Origin of the sequence: Sphingomonas sp. HITSZ_GF (assembly GCF_029543155.1) — a bacterium.
In the GTDB taxonomy this organism is placed as follows: Bacteria; Pseudomonadota; Alphaproteobacteria; order Sphingomonadales; family Sphingomonadaceae; genus Sphingomonas.
The window spans coordinates 156490-171619 of the sequence record NZ_JARQXA010000002.1 but is presented as its reverse complement, the minus strand read 5'-3'; the positions used below and the strand labels follow the sequence as shown (position 1 = coordinate 171619).

Genomic DNA, 15130 nt, shown 5'->3' with positions numbered 1-15130 from the left:
TCCCGGCTTTCGCCGGGATGACGAGAAGGGCCGGGACAACGATATAGGTATCCGCGCTAGTAGATTCCGCCCTCGCGTTGCAAGAAGTCGCTGTCGCCTTCCTGCTTCTTCGGCTCGGCCTTCTTCTCCACCGCCTTGGTTTCGGTGCCTTCGTCCTGCCCGCGGCGGCCGCGGCGCTGCTCGGTATCGGGCTTGAACGCTTCCCAGATCACGCTGGAGAGCGGATCGCTCGACGGCCAGGCGCCGGTCACCGGCTTGCCGCTGGCACGATCGATGCGGACCATGCGGATGCCCTGCGGCGCGATGAAGGGCAGCTTCTCCATGTCCTTGAAGGCAGGGATCGCGAATTCCTTGAAGATCGGCGCCGCGATCGAGCCACCCTGGGCATAGCCGCCCAGGTTCACCGGCGTGTCATAGCCGAGATAGAGGCCGCCGATCATCTGCGGGGTACCGCCGACGAACCACACGTCGGTCGGGCCGGAGGTGGTGCCCGTCTTGCCCATCATCGGCCGGCCCAGGTCGCGCAGCACCGTGGCGGTACCGCGCTGGACCACGCCCTCGGCGATATGCACCATCTGATAGGCGGAGAGCGGATCGATCACCTGCTTGGCGCGGCTCACCGGGCGCGGCATCGCGCCGCCGCGATAGTCGGGGGCGTTGCAGCCTTCGCAGGCGCGCCAGTTCTCGGGCCACACCACCTGGCCCTTCCGGTTCTGGACGAAGTCGATCAGCGTCGGGTTGAGCGCGCGGCCATGGTTCACCAGGATCGAATAGGCGTTGACCATCCGCATCACGGTCGTCTCGCCCGCGCCCAGCGCATAGGAGAGATAAGGCGGGAATTTCTGCCGCGATACGCCGATGCGCTGCATCAGGTCGACGACATGATCCATGCCGGTCTGGTTGGCGATCTGCACCGTCATCAGGTTGCGCGACTGCTCGATGCCCCAGCGCAGCGTCTTGGGGCCGGCGCCGCGGGCATTGCCGAAGTTGCGGAAGCACTTCTGGCCGAGATTGGCGCCCTGCCACACGCAGAACGGGCCGTCGACCACGATCGAGGCGGGGGTCATGCCCTGCTCGAGCGCGGCGGCATAGACGATCGGCTTGATCGTCGAGCCCGGCTGGCGCTGCGCCTGGGTGGCGCGGTTGAAGCTCTGGATGCGCGAATCGAAGCCGCCCTGCATCGCCAGGATGCGGCCGGTGCGCGGATCCTCGATCACCATCCCGCCCGAGACCTTGGGGATCGAGCGCAGCGAATATTGGCCGCCCTTTTCGGGCGCCACCGCGACGATATCGCCGGGCTTGAATGCATCGAACGCCTGGCCGCCCTTGCCGCGCACCGGCATGGTCGCGGCCCATTTGGGCAGCGTGCCGGTGGAGCCGTCGTCGAAGCCGATCTGCCAGCCATCGCCCGCGCGCTCGATCAGCACGCCGGCGCGCCAATCCTCATAGTCGAGGCCGATATTGGTGTTGAGGAACGACTGGAGCCAGCTCTTGCCGACATCGGCGTGGCCGATCGGCCCGGACCAGCCGCGGCCGCGATCGTAGCGCAGCAGGCCGTCGCGCAGCGCCTTCTGGGCATATTGCTGGAGCTTGGGATCGAGCGAGGTGCGCACCCACAGGCCGCCCGAATAAACGCTGTACGGCCCGCTCTCGTCGGTCTCACCGAACTTGTCGAGCAGCTGGCGGCGCACTTCCTCGGTGAAATAGCCGCCGACGCGCTCGAACTTGGGGGTCTGGCGCGGCACGGTGCCTAGCGGCGCGGCCACGGCCGAATCATGCTGGGCCTGGTCGATGAAGCCGTTCTCGAGCATCTGCCCGAGCACCCAGTTGCGGCGATCGAGTGCGCGCTGGGTGTGGCGCTCGGGATCATAGTTGGACGGGCCCTTGGGCAGGATCGCAAGATAGGCCATCTGCGGCAGGGTGAGCTGGCCGAGCTCCTTGCCGAAATAGGCCTGGCTCGCCGCCTCGACGCCGCCGGCGTTGCGCCCCAGCTCGATCGAGTTGAGGTACAGCTCCATGATCTGCTGCTTGGTGAGCACGTCCTCCATGCGCCACGCCAGGATGCCTTCCTTGGCCTTGCGCAGATAGCTGCTTTCGTTGCCGACCAGCAGGTTCTTGGCGACCTGCTGGGTGATCGTCGAGGTGCCGCGCGGCGTCGAGCCGCTCACCAGCCCCTGGAAGGCGGCGCGCACCAGACCGGGGAAATCGACGCCGTGATGCTCGAAGAAGGTCTTGTCCTCGGCAGACATATAGGCCTGGACGAGCTGGGTGGGATATTCGGCGAAGCTCAGCTGCACGCGGCGCTCGCGCGCATAGCTGTGGATCGGCAGGCCCTCGACCGAGCGGACGTTGGTCGGCAGCGGCGGCTCGTAGTTCTTGAGCGTGTCGACCGAGGGCAGGTTGCGCGCGATGAACAGCCAGACGAGGAAGACGAATACGCCGGCGAGCAGCGCCAGCACCGCGAGGATTCGGAACCACCAGCGGTGGCGGACGCGACCGAACAGCCCCTTGAAGCCCCCGATCTCGCGCTTGATGCGCATCTTTACGCTGGAAGTCGAACCGTCGGACATGCGGGTCGCGGTTTAGCAGGATTGGCCGGGGAAGGAAGCGGGGAGTCTATTCTCAAATCCCCCCCGAGCTTGCTCGGGGAGGGGGACCGCGACGCGAAGCGTCGGGGTGGAGGGGCGCCGAGCACCGGCGCGTTGCGCCGGCCCCTCCACCACCGCCTTCGGCGGCGGTCCCCCTCCCCCAGACAAGCTGGGGGAGGATTTAATCAGGAACGGGAATATTCTAGTGCCGAAACCACTTTCCCTGCGCGCCTCTATAATGAGGCACGAGGGGAGTGAGGGGATGCAATCAGCGGGCCGCCAGCGTCCGCGACGCCATGCGCGTCGCGAAATGGATCTCGACGGCCTTGCGCACGCTTTCGGCGACTTTCCGGCGGCCTTCGTCCGAGGCGAGGAAGGCGGCATCGCTGTTGTTCGAGATGTAGCCCGTCTCGAACAGCACCGAGGGCATGTCCGGTGCTTTGAGCACCATCAGCGAGGCCATGCGGTGGTAATTGGCCTTGATCGGCATCAGCGGCTGCGCCTCGCGGCCGAGCAACCGGGCGAAGCTCGCCGACATGTTCATCGTCTCGCGCTGGGTGAGGTCGATGAGGATCGAGCTGATATCCGGGTTCTGGCTGCCGAGATCGACGCCGGCGATGATATCGGCCTTGTTCTCGCGCGCCGCCAGCCGGGCCGCTTCCTTGTCGGAAGCGACTTCGGAGAGCGTATAGATCGTCGCGCCGGAGGCGTCGGCATTGCCGGCGCTGTCGCAGTGCACCGAGATGAACAGGTCGGCGCCCAGCTTGCGGGCGAGGCCATAGCGTTCCTGGAGCACCAGGAAGCGATCGTCGTCCCGGGTCAGCGCCACGCGGACCCGGCCCGATGCGAGCAGCGCGTCCTTCATCGCCAGCGCGGCCTTGAGGGTGAGGTCCTTCTCGCGCAGCCCGTTCGCGCCGATCGCGCCCGGATCGTGCCCGCCATGGCCGGCATCGATCACCACCAGCGGGCGATCGGCAGCGCCATAGATGCGCGGCAGCGCGGCCGAAGGCGCACGCCGCGGCAGCGCGATCGAGGCGCTGTAGCTGCTGCGGCCCGCGGGCTGCACATAGGAGAAGGGCGGCAGGAAGCTCATCCGCCGCTCGGCCGCGGCGCGGGCGAACTGCGCGTCATCGACGGTGCGCAGCTGCAGCGTGAGCGTGCGGCCGTCGTTGCCGAACTTGCCTTCGGTGACGATCGCCGGCCGTGCGAGATCGAGCACGATCCGCGCGCCTTCGGGCCCCTGCGAGCCCTGTCGGATATTGGCCACCGGTCCATCGGCATAGGCGCGATTGCCCGGCTCGGCGCCCTTGGCATCGAGCACGATGCGCTGCGGCCCGGCCAGCACGAAGGCGCTTGCCTGCGAGACGGGCGTGTCGAAGCGGACGATCACGCGATCGCCCTTCACACGCACTTCCTGAACGGTACCCGCCCAGCTGGGAACTCCGGTCAGCCAACCGGAGAGCAAGGCGAGCAGGAACAGCACCCGCGCGGTATGCCGCGTCGGGACCGGAGGGGTCCAGCCCAAAACCATAGATTGATACTCTGAGTTACGCGTCTGCCCTGACGAGACCGGACTAGGATGCGCGCCTCAAATCGCAGTGAAACTATGCGGTTAATTTCGGATTCGGCATATTTTTGCCGGCAACGCGGCAAAGCCTTGCCGGGAGCCTTGCCGGTTAGGGCATTGGAAAGTCGCGAGGTTGCCGCGTCGAACGAGCGGTGCTACGCAGCTTCGTCCGGCCCTTGCGCCGGGCCTTTCCCGCGGCCACATCTGCCGCGACAGTTCAGGTTGACGCTCGCATGAGGCAATTTCCGCAACGCTCACACCGACCGGCCCAGATGGCCGGCCGCGTGATGACGGCGGAGTCGGCGGACCACCGGTTCGCGCGTGCGCATCGAGCAGCAGCAGTTTTCGAAACCTGCGAGACCGCAGCCGGCATGCATGCCGGCCAAGGCCGCATTGTATATCGCGCGCCTGCGCGAGCCCTTGGCAACCCCAGTTCAGAGGGCTTGGGCCGGCGCGCCCGGAGAATCATAAATGACCATGCGTATGCTGATCGACGCACGCCACCGGGAGGAAACCCGCGTGGCCGTCGTCAAGGGAAGCCGAATCGAGGAGTTTGATTTCGAGTCCGCCGAGCGCAAGCAGCTCAAGGGCAATATCTATCTGGCCAAGGTTACCCGCGTCGAACCGTCGCTGCAGGCGGCGTTCGTCGATTATGGCGGCAATCGCCACGGCTTCCTGGCCTTTAGCGAAATCCATCCCGACTATTACCAGATCCCCAAGGAAGACCGCGACGCGCTGCTGCGCGAAGAGGCCGAGCATGCCGCCGAGGAAGCCGCGCTGCGCGCCGAGGAGGAAGGCGACGAGGATCATCTCGACGGCGATGACGGCGTAGAAGTGCTCGAGCGTCCGCAGGACGACGAGGACGAGCACGACCATGATCACGAGGACGCCGAAGGCGAGACCTCGGAAGGCGAGAGCGAAGAGGGTGGCCGCGGCCGTCGTCGCGGCAAGCGCCGTGGCTCGGGTGGCGGCGAGGACAGCCCGGCCGAGGCGCTGCGCCAGCGCCGCATGAATCTGCGCCGCCGCTACAAGATCCAGGACGTGATCCGCCGTCGCCAAGTGCTGCTCGTCCAGGTCGTCAAGGAAGAGCGCGGCAACAAGGGCGCGGCCCTCACCACCTATCTCAGCCTCGCCGGCCGCTACTGCGTGCTGATGCCGAACACCGCGCATGGCGGCGGCATCTCGCGCAAGATCAGCTCGGCCGCCGATCGCAAGCGCCTCAAGACGATCATGGCGGACCTCAAGCTGCCGCCGTCGATGGGCTGCATCGTCCGCACCGCCGGCCTCCAGCGCACCAAGACCGAGATCAAGCGCGATTTCGACTATCTCGCCCGGCTGTGGGACGGGATCCGCGAGAACACGCTCAAGTCGACCGCTCCGGCGCTCGTCTATGGCGATTCGGACCTGCTCAAGCGCGCGATCCGCGACATCTATAATCGCGACATCGACGAAGTGATCGTCGAGGGCGAGGACGGCTATCGCCAGGCCAAGGACTTCATGAAGCTCCTGATGCCGAGCCACGCCAAGAAGGTGAAGCAATATGCCGACGCGGTGCCGCTGTTCCAGCGCGCCGGCGTCGAGGACCAGCTCTCGGCGATGTACAACCCGGTCGTCCAGCTGAAGAGCGGCGGCTATCTGGTGATCAACCCGACCGAGGCGCTCGTCTCGATCGACATCAACTCGGGCCGCTCGACGCGCGAGCACAATATCGAGCAGACCGCGACCGCGACCAATCTCGAGGCGGCGCACGAGATCGCCCGCCAGCTCCGCCTGCGCGACATGGCCGGCCTCGTCGTGATCGACTTCATCGACATGGATCATGGCTCGAACGTCCGTAAGGTCGAGAAGGCGATGAAGGAGGCGCTGAAGAACGATCGCGCCCGCATCCAGGTCGGCCGTATCTCGGCATTCGGCCTGATGGAGATGAGCCGCCAGCGCCTGCGCACCGGCGTGCTCGAAGCGTCGACCGTGCAGTGCCCGCATTGCGAAGGCACCGGCCTGGTCCGCACCGCTTCGTCGGCGGGCCTGTCGGCGCTCCGCCTGATCGAGGACGAGGCCGCCCGCGGCCGCGGCTCGCTGATCACGCTGCGTGCGAGCCAGGAAGCCGCCTTCTACGTGCTCAACAAGAAGCGCGCCGACATCGCCGAGATCGAGGACCGCTACGGCGTCACCGTCGAAATCCTGTCGGACGGCGAGCTTGAGGGCGCGCGCATGTCGGTCGAGGCTTCGGGCCCGCCGCCGGCGCATGCGCCGAGGTTCGAGAAGCTGATCGAAGAGCCCGAGGACGACGACTACGTCGAGGAGATCGACGAGGAAGAGGAGGAGTTCGAGGAAGAGGCCGAGGCCGGCAATCGCCGCGAAGGCCGCCGCGAGCGCGACGAGGGCGAAGGCGAGGGTCGCGGCAAGCGCCGCCGCCGCCGCCGTGGCCGGGGCCGTGGCCGCCGCGAGGACGGCGAGGCCGTCGAGGGTGAGGCCGAGGGCGGCGAGGAAGCCGAAGGCGAGGCTGCCGAGGGTGAGGAAGCCCCGGCCGCTGCCGAGGGCGAAGGCGAGGGCCGTGAAAGCGGCCGCAAACGCCGCCGCCGTGGCCGCCGCGGCGGTCGCCGTGGCGATCGCGCCGAGGGCGGTGAGGACGCCGTCGAGGGCGAGGACGCGCCGGTGAGCGACGTCGCCGAGATGGCGGAAGCCGAAGCGCCGGCCGAGCCGGTTGCCGAGGAAGCGCCGGCCAAGCCGAAGCGCAGCCGCAAGAAGAAGGTCGAAGCCGTCGAGGCCGAAGCCGCGCCTGCGGTCGAGGCACCCGTCGAGGCGGCGCCCGAGCCGGTTGCCGAGGAAGCCCCGGCCAAGCCGAAGCGCAGCCGCGCCAAGAAGAAGCCTGCCCTGAGCGAAGTCGAAGGGGTCGAGGCCGTGGAGGCCGAGGCCGCGCCTGCAATCGAAGCGCCGGCACCCGAGCCGGTCGCCGCGGAAGCAGCGCCCGCCAAGCCCAAGCGCACCCGCAAGAAGGCAGTGACGGCGGAAGCTGCTCCGGCGCCTGCGGTCGCGGAAGCCGCGCCGGTCGCGCAGGACGTGACGCTCGAGGAAGGTGCCGAAGCCGACGAGGACGGTGACGGCCCGCGTCGCGGCTGGTGGCAGCGCACCTTCGGGGCCTGATCCGCAAGCCAGGATGAAAGGGGCGCCGGTTCCACGGGACCGGCGCCCTTTTTCATGGCTTCAGTCGCGGTTCATCGAGGCACGCGCACGGCCAACGCCATTGATCGCGCGCCGAAATGGGGGGATAGGAACGGCCATGAAGCGTCTCTACGCCTTGCTCTCCGCGGCCCTGCTGCTCTGGATCCAGCCGGCCGCCGCCCAGTCCATCCTGCGCGATGCCGAGACCGAGGCGCTGCTCGGCGATATGGCCAAGCCGCTGTTCATCGCCGCCGGGCTCTCGCCCGCCAATGGCAAGGTGGTGCTGATCAACGACAGCTCGATCAACGCCTTCGTCGCGGGCGGGCAGATCGTCTATGTCCATTCGGGACTGATCGACGCCGCTTCCAGCGCCAATGAGGTGCAGGGCGTGATCGCGCACGAGATCGGCCATATCGTCGGCGGCCATGCGGTGTTCCAGCATGACGGCGGCTATACCAACATCTCGATCCTCAGCCTGCTGCTCGGCGTCGCCGCGATGGCGGCGGGCAGCGGCGAGGCGGGCATGGGTGTGCTCGCCGCCGGCCAGCGTGCCGCGATCGGCAAGTATCTTGCCTTCAGCCGCGTCCAGGAAAGCTCGGCCGACGCCGCGGGCGCCAAGTTCCTCAACAGCGCCGGGATCAGCGGGCGCGGCATGTTGAGCTTCTTCGACAAGCTCACCGCCCAGATGCATCGCTACGGCTATTACACCAGCAATCCCGAGGTCGATCCCTTCGCCCAGACGCACCCGATGTCGCAGGACCGCGTCGAGGCGCTGAAGGCGGACCTGATGAACGCGCCGAGCTGGAAGAAGCCGAACGATCCCGATCTCGAGGCGCGTTTCAAGCGCGTCCAGGCCAAGCTGCGCGGCTATGTGAACGACGCCAAGGACACGCTGTCCAAATATCCGGCGAACGACCAGTCGATCCAGGCGCATTATGCGCGCGCCTATGCCTATCACAAATCGGGCTATCCCGAGCAGGCGGCGGCGGAGACCGCGGCGCTGGTCAAGGCGGCGCCCAAGGACCCCTATTTCCTCGAGCTCGAAGGGCAGATCATGCTCGAATCGGGCGATCCCAGGGGCGCGATCACGCCGCTGCGCGAGGCGACCGCGCTGTCGGGCAACCAGCCTTTGATCGCCGCCACGCTCGGCCACGCGCTGCTCGCCACCGAGGACAAGGCCAATCTCGACGAGGCCGAGCGCGTGCTGAAGACCGCGGTGGCACGCGACAACGACAATCCCTTTGCCTGGATGAACCTGGGCACCGTCTATGACCGCAAGGGCGACGAGCCGCGCACCGCGCTCGCCACGGCCGAGCGGGCGCATCTGATGGGCGATGTCGGCACCGCGCTGATGAGCTCGCGCGCCGCGATGGCGGGGCTTCCCCAAGGCTCGGCCGACTGGGTGCGCGCGCAGGACATCAACATGGTTTCCCAGACCGCCTGGGACGAAATCCGGAAGAAGAAGAAAGATCGATGATCGAGCGGCTGCTGCGGTCTCCGCTGGCGCTGGCCGCCGCGCTGGTGCTGTGCGCGTTCCTGGGCGCGGGCGCCTATGCAGGCCTCCAGGCGCTGCTGCCCCATGCCGGGTCCGACCGGGCGATGCACGACTACATCATCGCCCATCCCGAGGTGCTGATGGAATCGGTCGATCGCTACAATGCGAGCGAGCGCGCCAAGGCGGAGAGGGAACAGTCCGACGCCGCGCAAAAGGCGCTGGCGGCGATCGGCCCGCGGGTCGAGACGCCCTATGCCGGCGCCTGGGCGGGCAATCCCAAGGGCGACGTCACCGTGGTCGCCTTCATGGACTATGCCTGTGGCTATTGCCGCGCCAGCCTGCCGGCGATCGAGCAGCTGCTGAAGACCGACCCCGGGGTCCGCATCGTCTATCGCGAAATCCCCGTGCTGGGGCCGGACAGCGTGGTTGCCGCGCGCTGGGCATTGGCCGCGGCGGAGCAGGGCAAGTTCCTCGCCTTCCACAGCGCGCTCTATGCGACCGATGGGCCGAGCACGGAGAACATCGCCGCTGCGGCCAGGCTCGCCGGGCTCGACCTCGCGCGGGCCGAGGCGACGATCAAGTCGAAGGCGGTCGAGGACGAACTGCTCTCCAACAGCGATCTCGGCCAGAAGCTGCGGATGACCGGCACGCCGACCTGGGTGGTCGGCAAGCAGGTCCTGTACGGCGCGCGCGACTATGCGGGCCTTGCCCAGGCCGTGGCTGCGGCACGCAAGGGCAAGTAGCCGCGAGGCCAGATTCGTCGCGCGCCCGCGCTTGCCCGCGCGCGTGGATTGACGTGACCTTTGTGACTTTCCGGACTTTTTGTACCGACCGGTTGCCGCGATGCGATGCGGTGCCTACTTAGCGGGTCCTTTCCCGGCCCGGGGGCATCATGACATCCATCCTTTCGATAAACGGCGTGAGCAAGACCTATGGCTCCGGCCACAAGGCGCTCGATCATGTCGACCTGGAAATTCGCCGCGGCGAGATCTTCGCGCTGCTCGGGCCGAACGGCGCGGGCAAGACCACGCTGATCTCGATCATCTGCGGCATCGTCACGCCGAGCACCGGCACGATCCTGGTCGACGGGCATGACGCCGTGCGCGAGCCGCGCGCCGCCCGCGCCAAGATCGGGCTGGTCCCGCAGGAGATCGCGGTCGACATGTTCTCGACAGTGGGCAGCGCGCTGCGCTTCTCGCGCGGGCTGTTCGGCAAGGCGCCGAACCAGGACTATTGCGACCAGGTGCTCAAGGACCTGTCGTTGTGGGACAAGCGCGACAGCAAGATCATGGAGCTGTCGGGCGGCATGAAGCGCCGCGTGATGATCGCGAAAGCGCTGTCGCACGAACCCGACATCCTGTTCCTCGACGAACCTACCGCCGGCGTCGACGTGTCGCTCCGCCGCGACATGTGGAAGATGATCGGGAAATTGCGCAAGCGCGGCGTCACCATCATCCTCACCACCCACTATATCGAGGAGGCCGAGGAGATGGCCGACCGGGTGGGCGTGATCAACAAGGGCCAGCTGCTACTGGTCGAGGACAAGGCCGAGCTGATGAAGAAGCTCGGCAAGCGCGAGCTCGACCTGTCGCTGGTCGAGCCGATGACCGAAGTGCCGGCGGGGCTGGAGGAATGGCATCTCAGCCTCGAGGACGAGGGCACGCGGCTGCGCTACACTTTCGATGCCCAGGCCGAGCGCACCGGCATTCCGTCCCTGCTTAGGAAGCTCGGCGAGATGGGCATCGCGTTCAAGGATCTCGACACCTCCAAGTCGAGCCTCGAGGATATTTTCGTCGGGCTGGTCGAACAGCGCGAAACCTCCAACGAGGGAGCCGCAGCATGACCCCTTGCCCCGTTCGCGCTGAGCTTGTCGAAGCGCACCCATCCTCCAGCAACGCCCTTGCGGCGCGGCGCCCCCTTCGACGTCGCCTGCGGCGTCGCTCAGGACAGGCTTCGACAAGCTCAGAGCGAACGGAAATCAGTCGGGGAGCCGCAGCATGACCGGCATCAACTTCCACGGCATCTGGGCGATCTACAAGTTCGAGATGGCGCGCACGTTGCGCACGCTCTGGCAGTCGATCGCGACCCCGGTGATCACTACTTCGCTTTATTTCATCGTGTTCGGCAGCGGCATGGGCAGTCGCATCCCCTCGATTGAGGGCGTGCCCTATGGCAGCTTCATCGTGCCCGGGCTGATCATGCTGTCGCTGCTCACCCAGAGCGTCGCCAATGCCTCGATCGGCATCTACTTCCCCAAGTTCACCGGCACCGTGTTCGAGCTGCTCTCGGCGCCGATCTCGGCAGTGGAGCTGGTCGTCGGCTTTGTCGGCGCGGCGGCGACAAAGTCGCTGGTGATCGGGCTGATCATCCTGCTCACCTCGGGTCTGTTCGTGCCGCTGCGCGTCGATCATCCGCTGGCGATGCTCGCCTTCCTGCTGCTCACGTCGATCAGCTTCTCGATGTTCGGGTTCATTATCGGGATCTGGGCCAAGGGATTCGAACAGCTCAACGTGGTGCCGGCACTGATCCTCACGCCGCTCACCTTTTTGGGCGGCAGCTTCTATCCGCTGAGCTTCCTGCCCGAGCCGTGGCGCACGGTGAGCCTGTTCAACCCGGTCGCCTACCTCATCAGCGGCTTCCGCTGGGCGTTCTTCGGCGATGTCGGCGATATCGACGTGCGCTGGAGCCTGGGCTTCATCGCGGCCTTCCTTGCGCTGTGCCTGGGGCTTATCGTGACGATCTTCCGCACGGGGTATCGCCTGAAGAACTAAGGGGGCCAGCATGACGCCGTTTCCGCTCGACATCTTCACCGAGCCCGAGGACGTCGATCCGAACACGCTCGCCAATCTCGGGCCGCTGGCCCGGCTGGCGGGCAGCTGGCAGGCGCGCAAGGGGATCGATCTAAACCCCAAGGCGGACGGCCCCGAGCGGCGCGAGTTCATCGAGCGGATCGATTTTGCGCCGATCGACCCGCAGGCCAACGGCCCGCAGCTCCTCTACGGGCTGCGCTACCATATCCACATCACCACCGCGGAAGAGGACATCACCTTCCACGAGCAGGTGGGATACTGGTTGTGGGAGCCCGCCGCGGGGATGATCCTGCAGACGCTGGCGATCCCGCGCGGCCAGGTGGCGCTTGCCTGCGGCCATGCCGCGCCCGACGCGAAGGGCCTCACCGTCGAGGCGAAGCGCGGCGAGACCAGTTACGGCATCTGCTCCACCGATTTCCTCGAATATGCCTTCCGCACCGACGCCTACCGGCTGGAGATCGTCTTCCACGACGATGGCAGCTGGAGCTACGACATCCACACCACGCTGCGCGTAAAGGGGCAGGACGCGCCGTTCGACCACCGCGACCGCAACACGCTGCAGCGCGTGGGCGGGGCGAAGCCGAACCCGCTGGTGCAGATCCTCGCTGCGAAGGGGCAGGGCGCCTAAATCTCCTTCTCCCTTGATGGGAGAAGGAAGGGGCCCGCCGCCGAAGGCGGTGGGAAGGATGAGGGTGAGCGCGCCTCAGGCGATGTCGCTTGCGGAGAGGGCACCCCCACCCAACCCTCCCCCATCAAGGGGGAGGGCTTTTCGGTTAGTGCCCTACTTAACCACCGGCAGCATGATCGCCGAGCCCGAGCACACCTTCTGCGTCGCCTTCTGATAGTCGCCCGGCTTGGCCTTGTAGATGTTCGGCACGAAGGTCTGCGGGTTGCGGTCGATCATCGGGAACCAGCTCGACTGGACCTGGACCATGATCCGGTGCCCGGCCTTGAAGACATGGTCGTGGTCGCGCAGCGGGAAGCTCCAGTCGATCACCTTGTTCGGCACCAGCGGCGTCGCCTTCTCGAACGATTCGAGATAGCGGCCGCGGCGGATCTCCATCGCGATCGGCAGCTCATAGCCGTTCAGCGACTTGGCATAGGCGCCGTAGTCGCGCTTCGGCTTCTCGAAATCCTCGGGATAGACGTCGATCAGCTTGACCACGAAGTCGCTGTCGGTGCCGCTGGTCGAGGCCATCAGGCTCGCGGTGATCGCGCCGGTCACGGTCAGGTCCTGGGTCAGCGGCGCGGAGACGTAGCGCAGCACGTCGGGCCGATCGTCGACGAAGCGCTGGTCCTCGCTTTCCCACTGGCGCCATTCGGGCGTCTCATAGGTCGCCGACATCGGGTGGGTGCGGAACGGCACCGGGCGTGCCGGATCGGAAACATAGTCGCGGCAGCCCTCGCCCTCAGCCGGCGCGTCGAACGACAGGCTGCCATCGGCATGGAGGAACAGGCTGGTCTGCCTGGTGTCCGCCAGCGGCCACTGGGTATAGGTCTTCCATTGCCAGGATCCCGACTGGAAGCTCTTCAGCGCATAATCGGGCTTGGTGCCGGTGCCGTGCAGCCAATAGGCGAAGAACGGCGCCTCGACCTGCTGCTGGAACTGGGTGCCTGAATCGGTGCCGATCGGGATCGCGCGGCCGAGCACATTGCCGGCGCCGCGCCAGCCGCCATGGTTCCACGGACCCGCCACCATCAGCGCCAGCTTCTTCGGGTCGTTCTCGCGCTGCTTGTAGAAGATCTGCCAGCTGCCCCAGGGGTCTTCCTGGTCCCAGTAACCGGCGACGTTGAGCGTCGGCACCGTGGTCTTGCCGAGCGTGTTCGACCAGACCTGCTTCTTCCAATGCTCGTCATAGTCGGGATGGTCGATCATCTCCTGGAAGCGCGGCACCCGGCCCTTGAAATATTTCGCTTCGATATCGGCGGGCGACCCGGCCTTGAGGAACCACTCATAGGTATCGAAGGTGCCGTCATAGAGCGGGATGCCTTCATTGGTCTTGTCGGCCTGCAGGCTGTTCACCCAGTCGGCCGCATAGGTCAGCCGCATTGCGCCCCAGCGGTGCAAATCGTCATTCTTCCAATAGTCGGTCCACGCCGCCTGCGGGCTGACTGCCTTGAGCGCCGGATGCGGCCGCGCCAGCGCGACGGCGGCGGTGAAGCCGGGATAGGAGACGCCCCACATGCCGACCTTGCCGTTGTTCGGCTTCACGTTCTTCACCAGCCAGTCGATCGAATCATAGGCGTCGGTCGATTCGTCGGTCGCGCCCTTGCCGGTCTTGATCTCGGTCGAGAGGGTGAAGGGGCCGCCTTCGGAGCCGAAGCGGCCGCGCATGTCCTGGAAGACGAAGATATAGCCGTCCTTGGCCAGCGCCGCCCAGCTCGCCGGCGTGCTGCGCGGCGCGGCGCCGGGCACGCCATAGGGCGTGCGCTGGAACAGGATCGGCAGCGGGCCCGCCTGGCCCTTGGGGCGCATGATCACGGTGTGGAGCTTCACCCCGTCGCGCACCGGGATCATCACTTCCTCGAAAGTGAAGGCATCGCTGGCCTGCGGGGCGGGGGCGGGGGCAGTCTGGCGGGCCGGCAGCGCGGCGATCGGGGCGGCGGCAACCGCCAGGGCAACAAGACTGACCAACCGCATGCTATTCTCCCCGAGAACTCGATGCGGAGGGGGTAGCCGGTGGGTCGCGCCTGTCAATCGGCGGGCGACGGAAACCGCAGAGCGACCGCCGGGCGCAGCACCAGCGAATTGAGGTTGATCAGCAGGTGGAAGGCGATCGGCGCGAGCAGGGTCGCCGTGCCCAGATATAGCAGCGCGAAGGTCGCTCCCGTCACGGCAGTGACGAGCACGCCCAGCCAGCCCTGGAAGCGGTGGAGCAGTCCGAAGATCAGCGTCACGGCGATGAAGGCGAAGGCGGGCGGGGCGCCGCACAGGACGACCAGCAGCGGCAGATAGAGCCGGAAGAATACTTCCTCGCTGATCCCGGCATTCACCGCGAGCGGGATCACGCGCAGCAGCTCGGCGCGGTTGCGCGGCACCATCGGCGTGATGTCGAGCCCCGGCACCGCTGTCCTCGCAGGCTTGCGGCGGCGGCGCACGAGCAGCGCCAGGATCGCGCCGAGCACGCCGCCCGCCACGACCGATCCGGCCAGCAGCGCCAGGAAATCGTCGTTGAGGCCGGGGGCGGCCAGCAGCGCCGGGCCGAACAGGTCGGCGGGGACGCGCCAAAGCGCCTCGATCCGCCCGAGCAGCGCCAGCCCGATCAGCGGCACGCCGAGATACATCAGGCAGGTGTTGCGTGCCCAACGCAGGAATATGCGCTGGCGCCGAGCGCTGTCGTCGACCGCGCGGAAGCGGCGGAAGCTGCGCACGTCGTTGCGCCGGAACCAGATCAGCACCGCCAGCGACACGATCAGCAGCAGCGCCGGCATCGGGGCGGGCATGGTCGTTCCTTCCTCGCCTGCGGGAATAGCGTACGGCGCCTGCGAGGCAAGGATGCGCCTTTCC

Annotated in this window: 10 protein-coding genes; 6 read left to right on the top strand and 4 right to left on the bottom strand. The window is 67.0% G+C overall.

The window, feature by feature from the left end:
- Positions 1 to 56: 56 nt before the first annotated feature.
- Both P6144_RS06540 and P6144_RS06535 read right to left on the bottom strand, forming a co-directional pair.
- The gene (locus P6144_RS06540; RefSeq protein WP_277766933.1) at positions 57 to 2570 is read right to left on the bottom strand and encodes a transglycosylase domain-containing protein; all 2514 of its coding nucleotides are present in this window, start codon (positions 2568 to 2570) and stop codon (positions 57 to 59) included.
- Positions 2571 to 2856: 286 nt separating this feature from the next.
- The gene (locus P6144_RS06535) at positions 2857 to 4071 is read right to left on the bottom strand and encodes an N-acetylmuramoyl-L-alanine amidase (protein ID WP_277766932.1); all 1215 of its coding nucleotides are present in this window, start codon (positions 4069 to 4071) and stop codon (positions 2857 to 2859) included.
- Positions 4072 to 4626: 555 nt separating this feature from the next.
- On the opposite strand from P6144_RS06535, the gene P6144_RS06530 reads away from it, so the two are divergent.
- The 6 genes from P6144_RS06530 to P6144_RS06505 all read left to right on the top strand — a co-directional run bounded on the left by P6144_RS06530 (position 4627) and on the right by P6144_RS06505 (position 12250).
- The gene (locus P6144_RS06530) at positions 4627 to 7299 is read left to right on the top strand and encodes a ribonuclease E/G (RefSeq protein ID WP_277766931.1); all 2673 of its coding nucleotides are present in this window, start codon (positions 4627 to 4629) and stop codon (positions 7297 to 7299) included.
- A 136-nt stretch (positions 7300 to 7435) separates the two neighbouring features.
- Positions 7436 to 8794 (top strand): M48 family metalloprotease, encoded by a 1359-nt coding sequence (locus P6144_RS06525; RefSeq protein WP_277766930.1) that lies wholly within the window; start codon positions 7436 to 7438, stop codon positions 8792 to 8794.
- Positions 8791 to 9555, top strand: a complete 765-nt coding sequence (locus P6144_RS06520; protein WP_277766929.1) for a DsbA family protein — start codon at positions 8791 to 8793, stop codon at positions 9553 to 9555. Before P6144_RS06525 ends, P6144_RS06520 begins: the two co-directional genes overlap by 4 nt.
- A gap of 149 nt (positions 9556 to 9704) precedes the next feature.
- Entirely contained in the window at positions 9705 to 10655 is a 951-nt protein-coding gene (locus tag P6144_RS06515; RefSeq protein WP_277766928.1) for an ABC transporter ATP-binding protein, read from the top strand.
- Positions 10656 to 10809: 154 nt separating this feature from the next.
- A complete protein-coding gene (locus tag P6144_RS06510) occupies positions 10810 to 11583 on the top strand; it encodes an ABC transporter permease (RefSeq protein WP_277766927.1) in 774 nt (257 codons plus the stop codon).
- A gap of 10 nt (positions 11584 to 11593) precedes the next feature.
- A complete protein-coding gene (locus tag P6144_RS06505; protein WP_277766926.1) occupies positions 11594 to 12250 on the top strand; it encodes a heme-binding beta-barrel domain-containing protein in 657 nt (218 codons plus the stop codon).
- 153 nt (positions 12251 to 12403) lie between these two features.
- Here P6144_RS06505 and P6144_RS06500 read toward each other — a convergent pair whose 3' ends face one another.
- Together P6144_RS06500 and P6144_RS06495 are read right to left on the bottom strand one after the other, a co-directional pair.
- Positions 12404 to 14263, bottom strand: a complete 1860-nt coding sequence (locus P6144_RS06500; RefSeq protein ID WP_277766925.1) for a CocE/NonD family hydrolase — start codon at positions 14261 to 14263, stop codon at positions 12404 to 12406.
- Positions 14264 to 14316: 53 nt separating this feature from the next.
- Positions 14317 to 15066, bottom strand: a complete 750-nt coding sequence (locus tag P6144_RS06495) for a CPBP family intramembrane glutamic endopeptidase (RefSeq protein ID WP_277766924.1) — start codon at positions 15064 to 15066, stop codon at positions 14317 to 14319.
- Between the last annotated feature and the right edge of the window lie 64 nt (positions 15067 to 15130).

Bases quoted from the DNA above. Each gene is read 5' to 3' on its own strand.
- P6144_RS06540 (WP_277766933.1), bottom strand. From the start codon at position 2,570: ATGTCCGACGGTTCGACTTCCAGCGTAAAGATGCGCATCAAGCGCGAG.
- P6144_RS06530 (WP_277766931.1), top strand. From the start codon at position 4,627: ATGACCATGCGTATGCTGATCGACGCACGCCACCGGGAGGAAACCCGC.
- P6144_RS06525 (WP_277766930.1), top strand. From the start codon at position 7,436: ATGAAGCGTCTCTACGCCTTGCTCTCCGCGGCCCTGCTGCTCTGGATC.
- P6144_RS06520 (WP_277766929.1), top strand. From the start codon at position 8,791: ATGATCGAGCGGCTGCTGCGGTCTCCGCTGGCGCTGGCCGCCGCGCTG.
- P6144_RS06515 (WP_277766928.1), top strand. From the start codon at position 9,705: ATGACATCCATCCTTTCGATAAACGGCGTGAGCAAGACCTATGGCTCC.
- P6144_RS06510 (WP_277766927.1), top strand. From the start codon at position 10,810: ATGACCGGCATCAACTTCCACGGCATCTGGGCGATCTACAAGTTCGAG.
- P6144_RS06505 (WP_277766926.1), top strand. From the start codon at position 11,594: ATGACGCCGTTTCCGCTCGACATCTTCACCGAGCCCGAGGACGTCGAT.
- P6144_RS06500 (WP_277766925.1), bottom strand. From the start codon at position 14,263: ATGCGGTTGGTCAGTCTTGTTGCCCTGGCGGTTGCCGCCGCCCCGATC.
- P6144_RS06495 (WP_277766924.1), bottom strand. From the start codon at position 15,066: ATGCCCGCCCCGATGCCGGCGCTGCTGCTGATCGTGTCGCTGGCGGTG.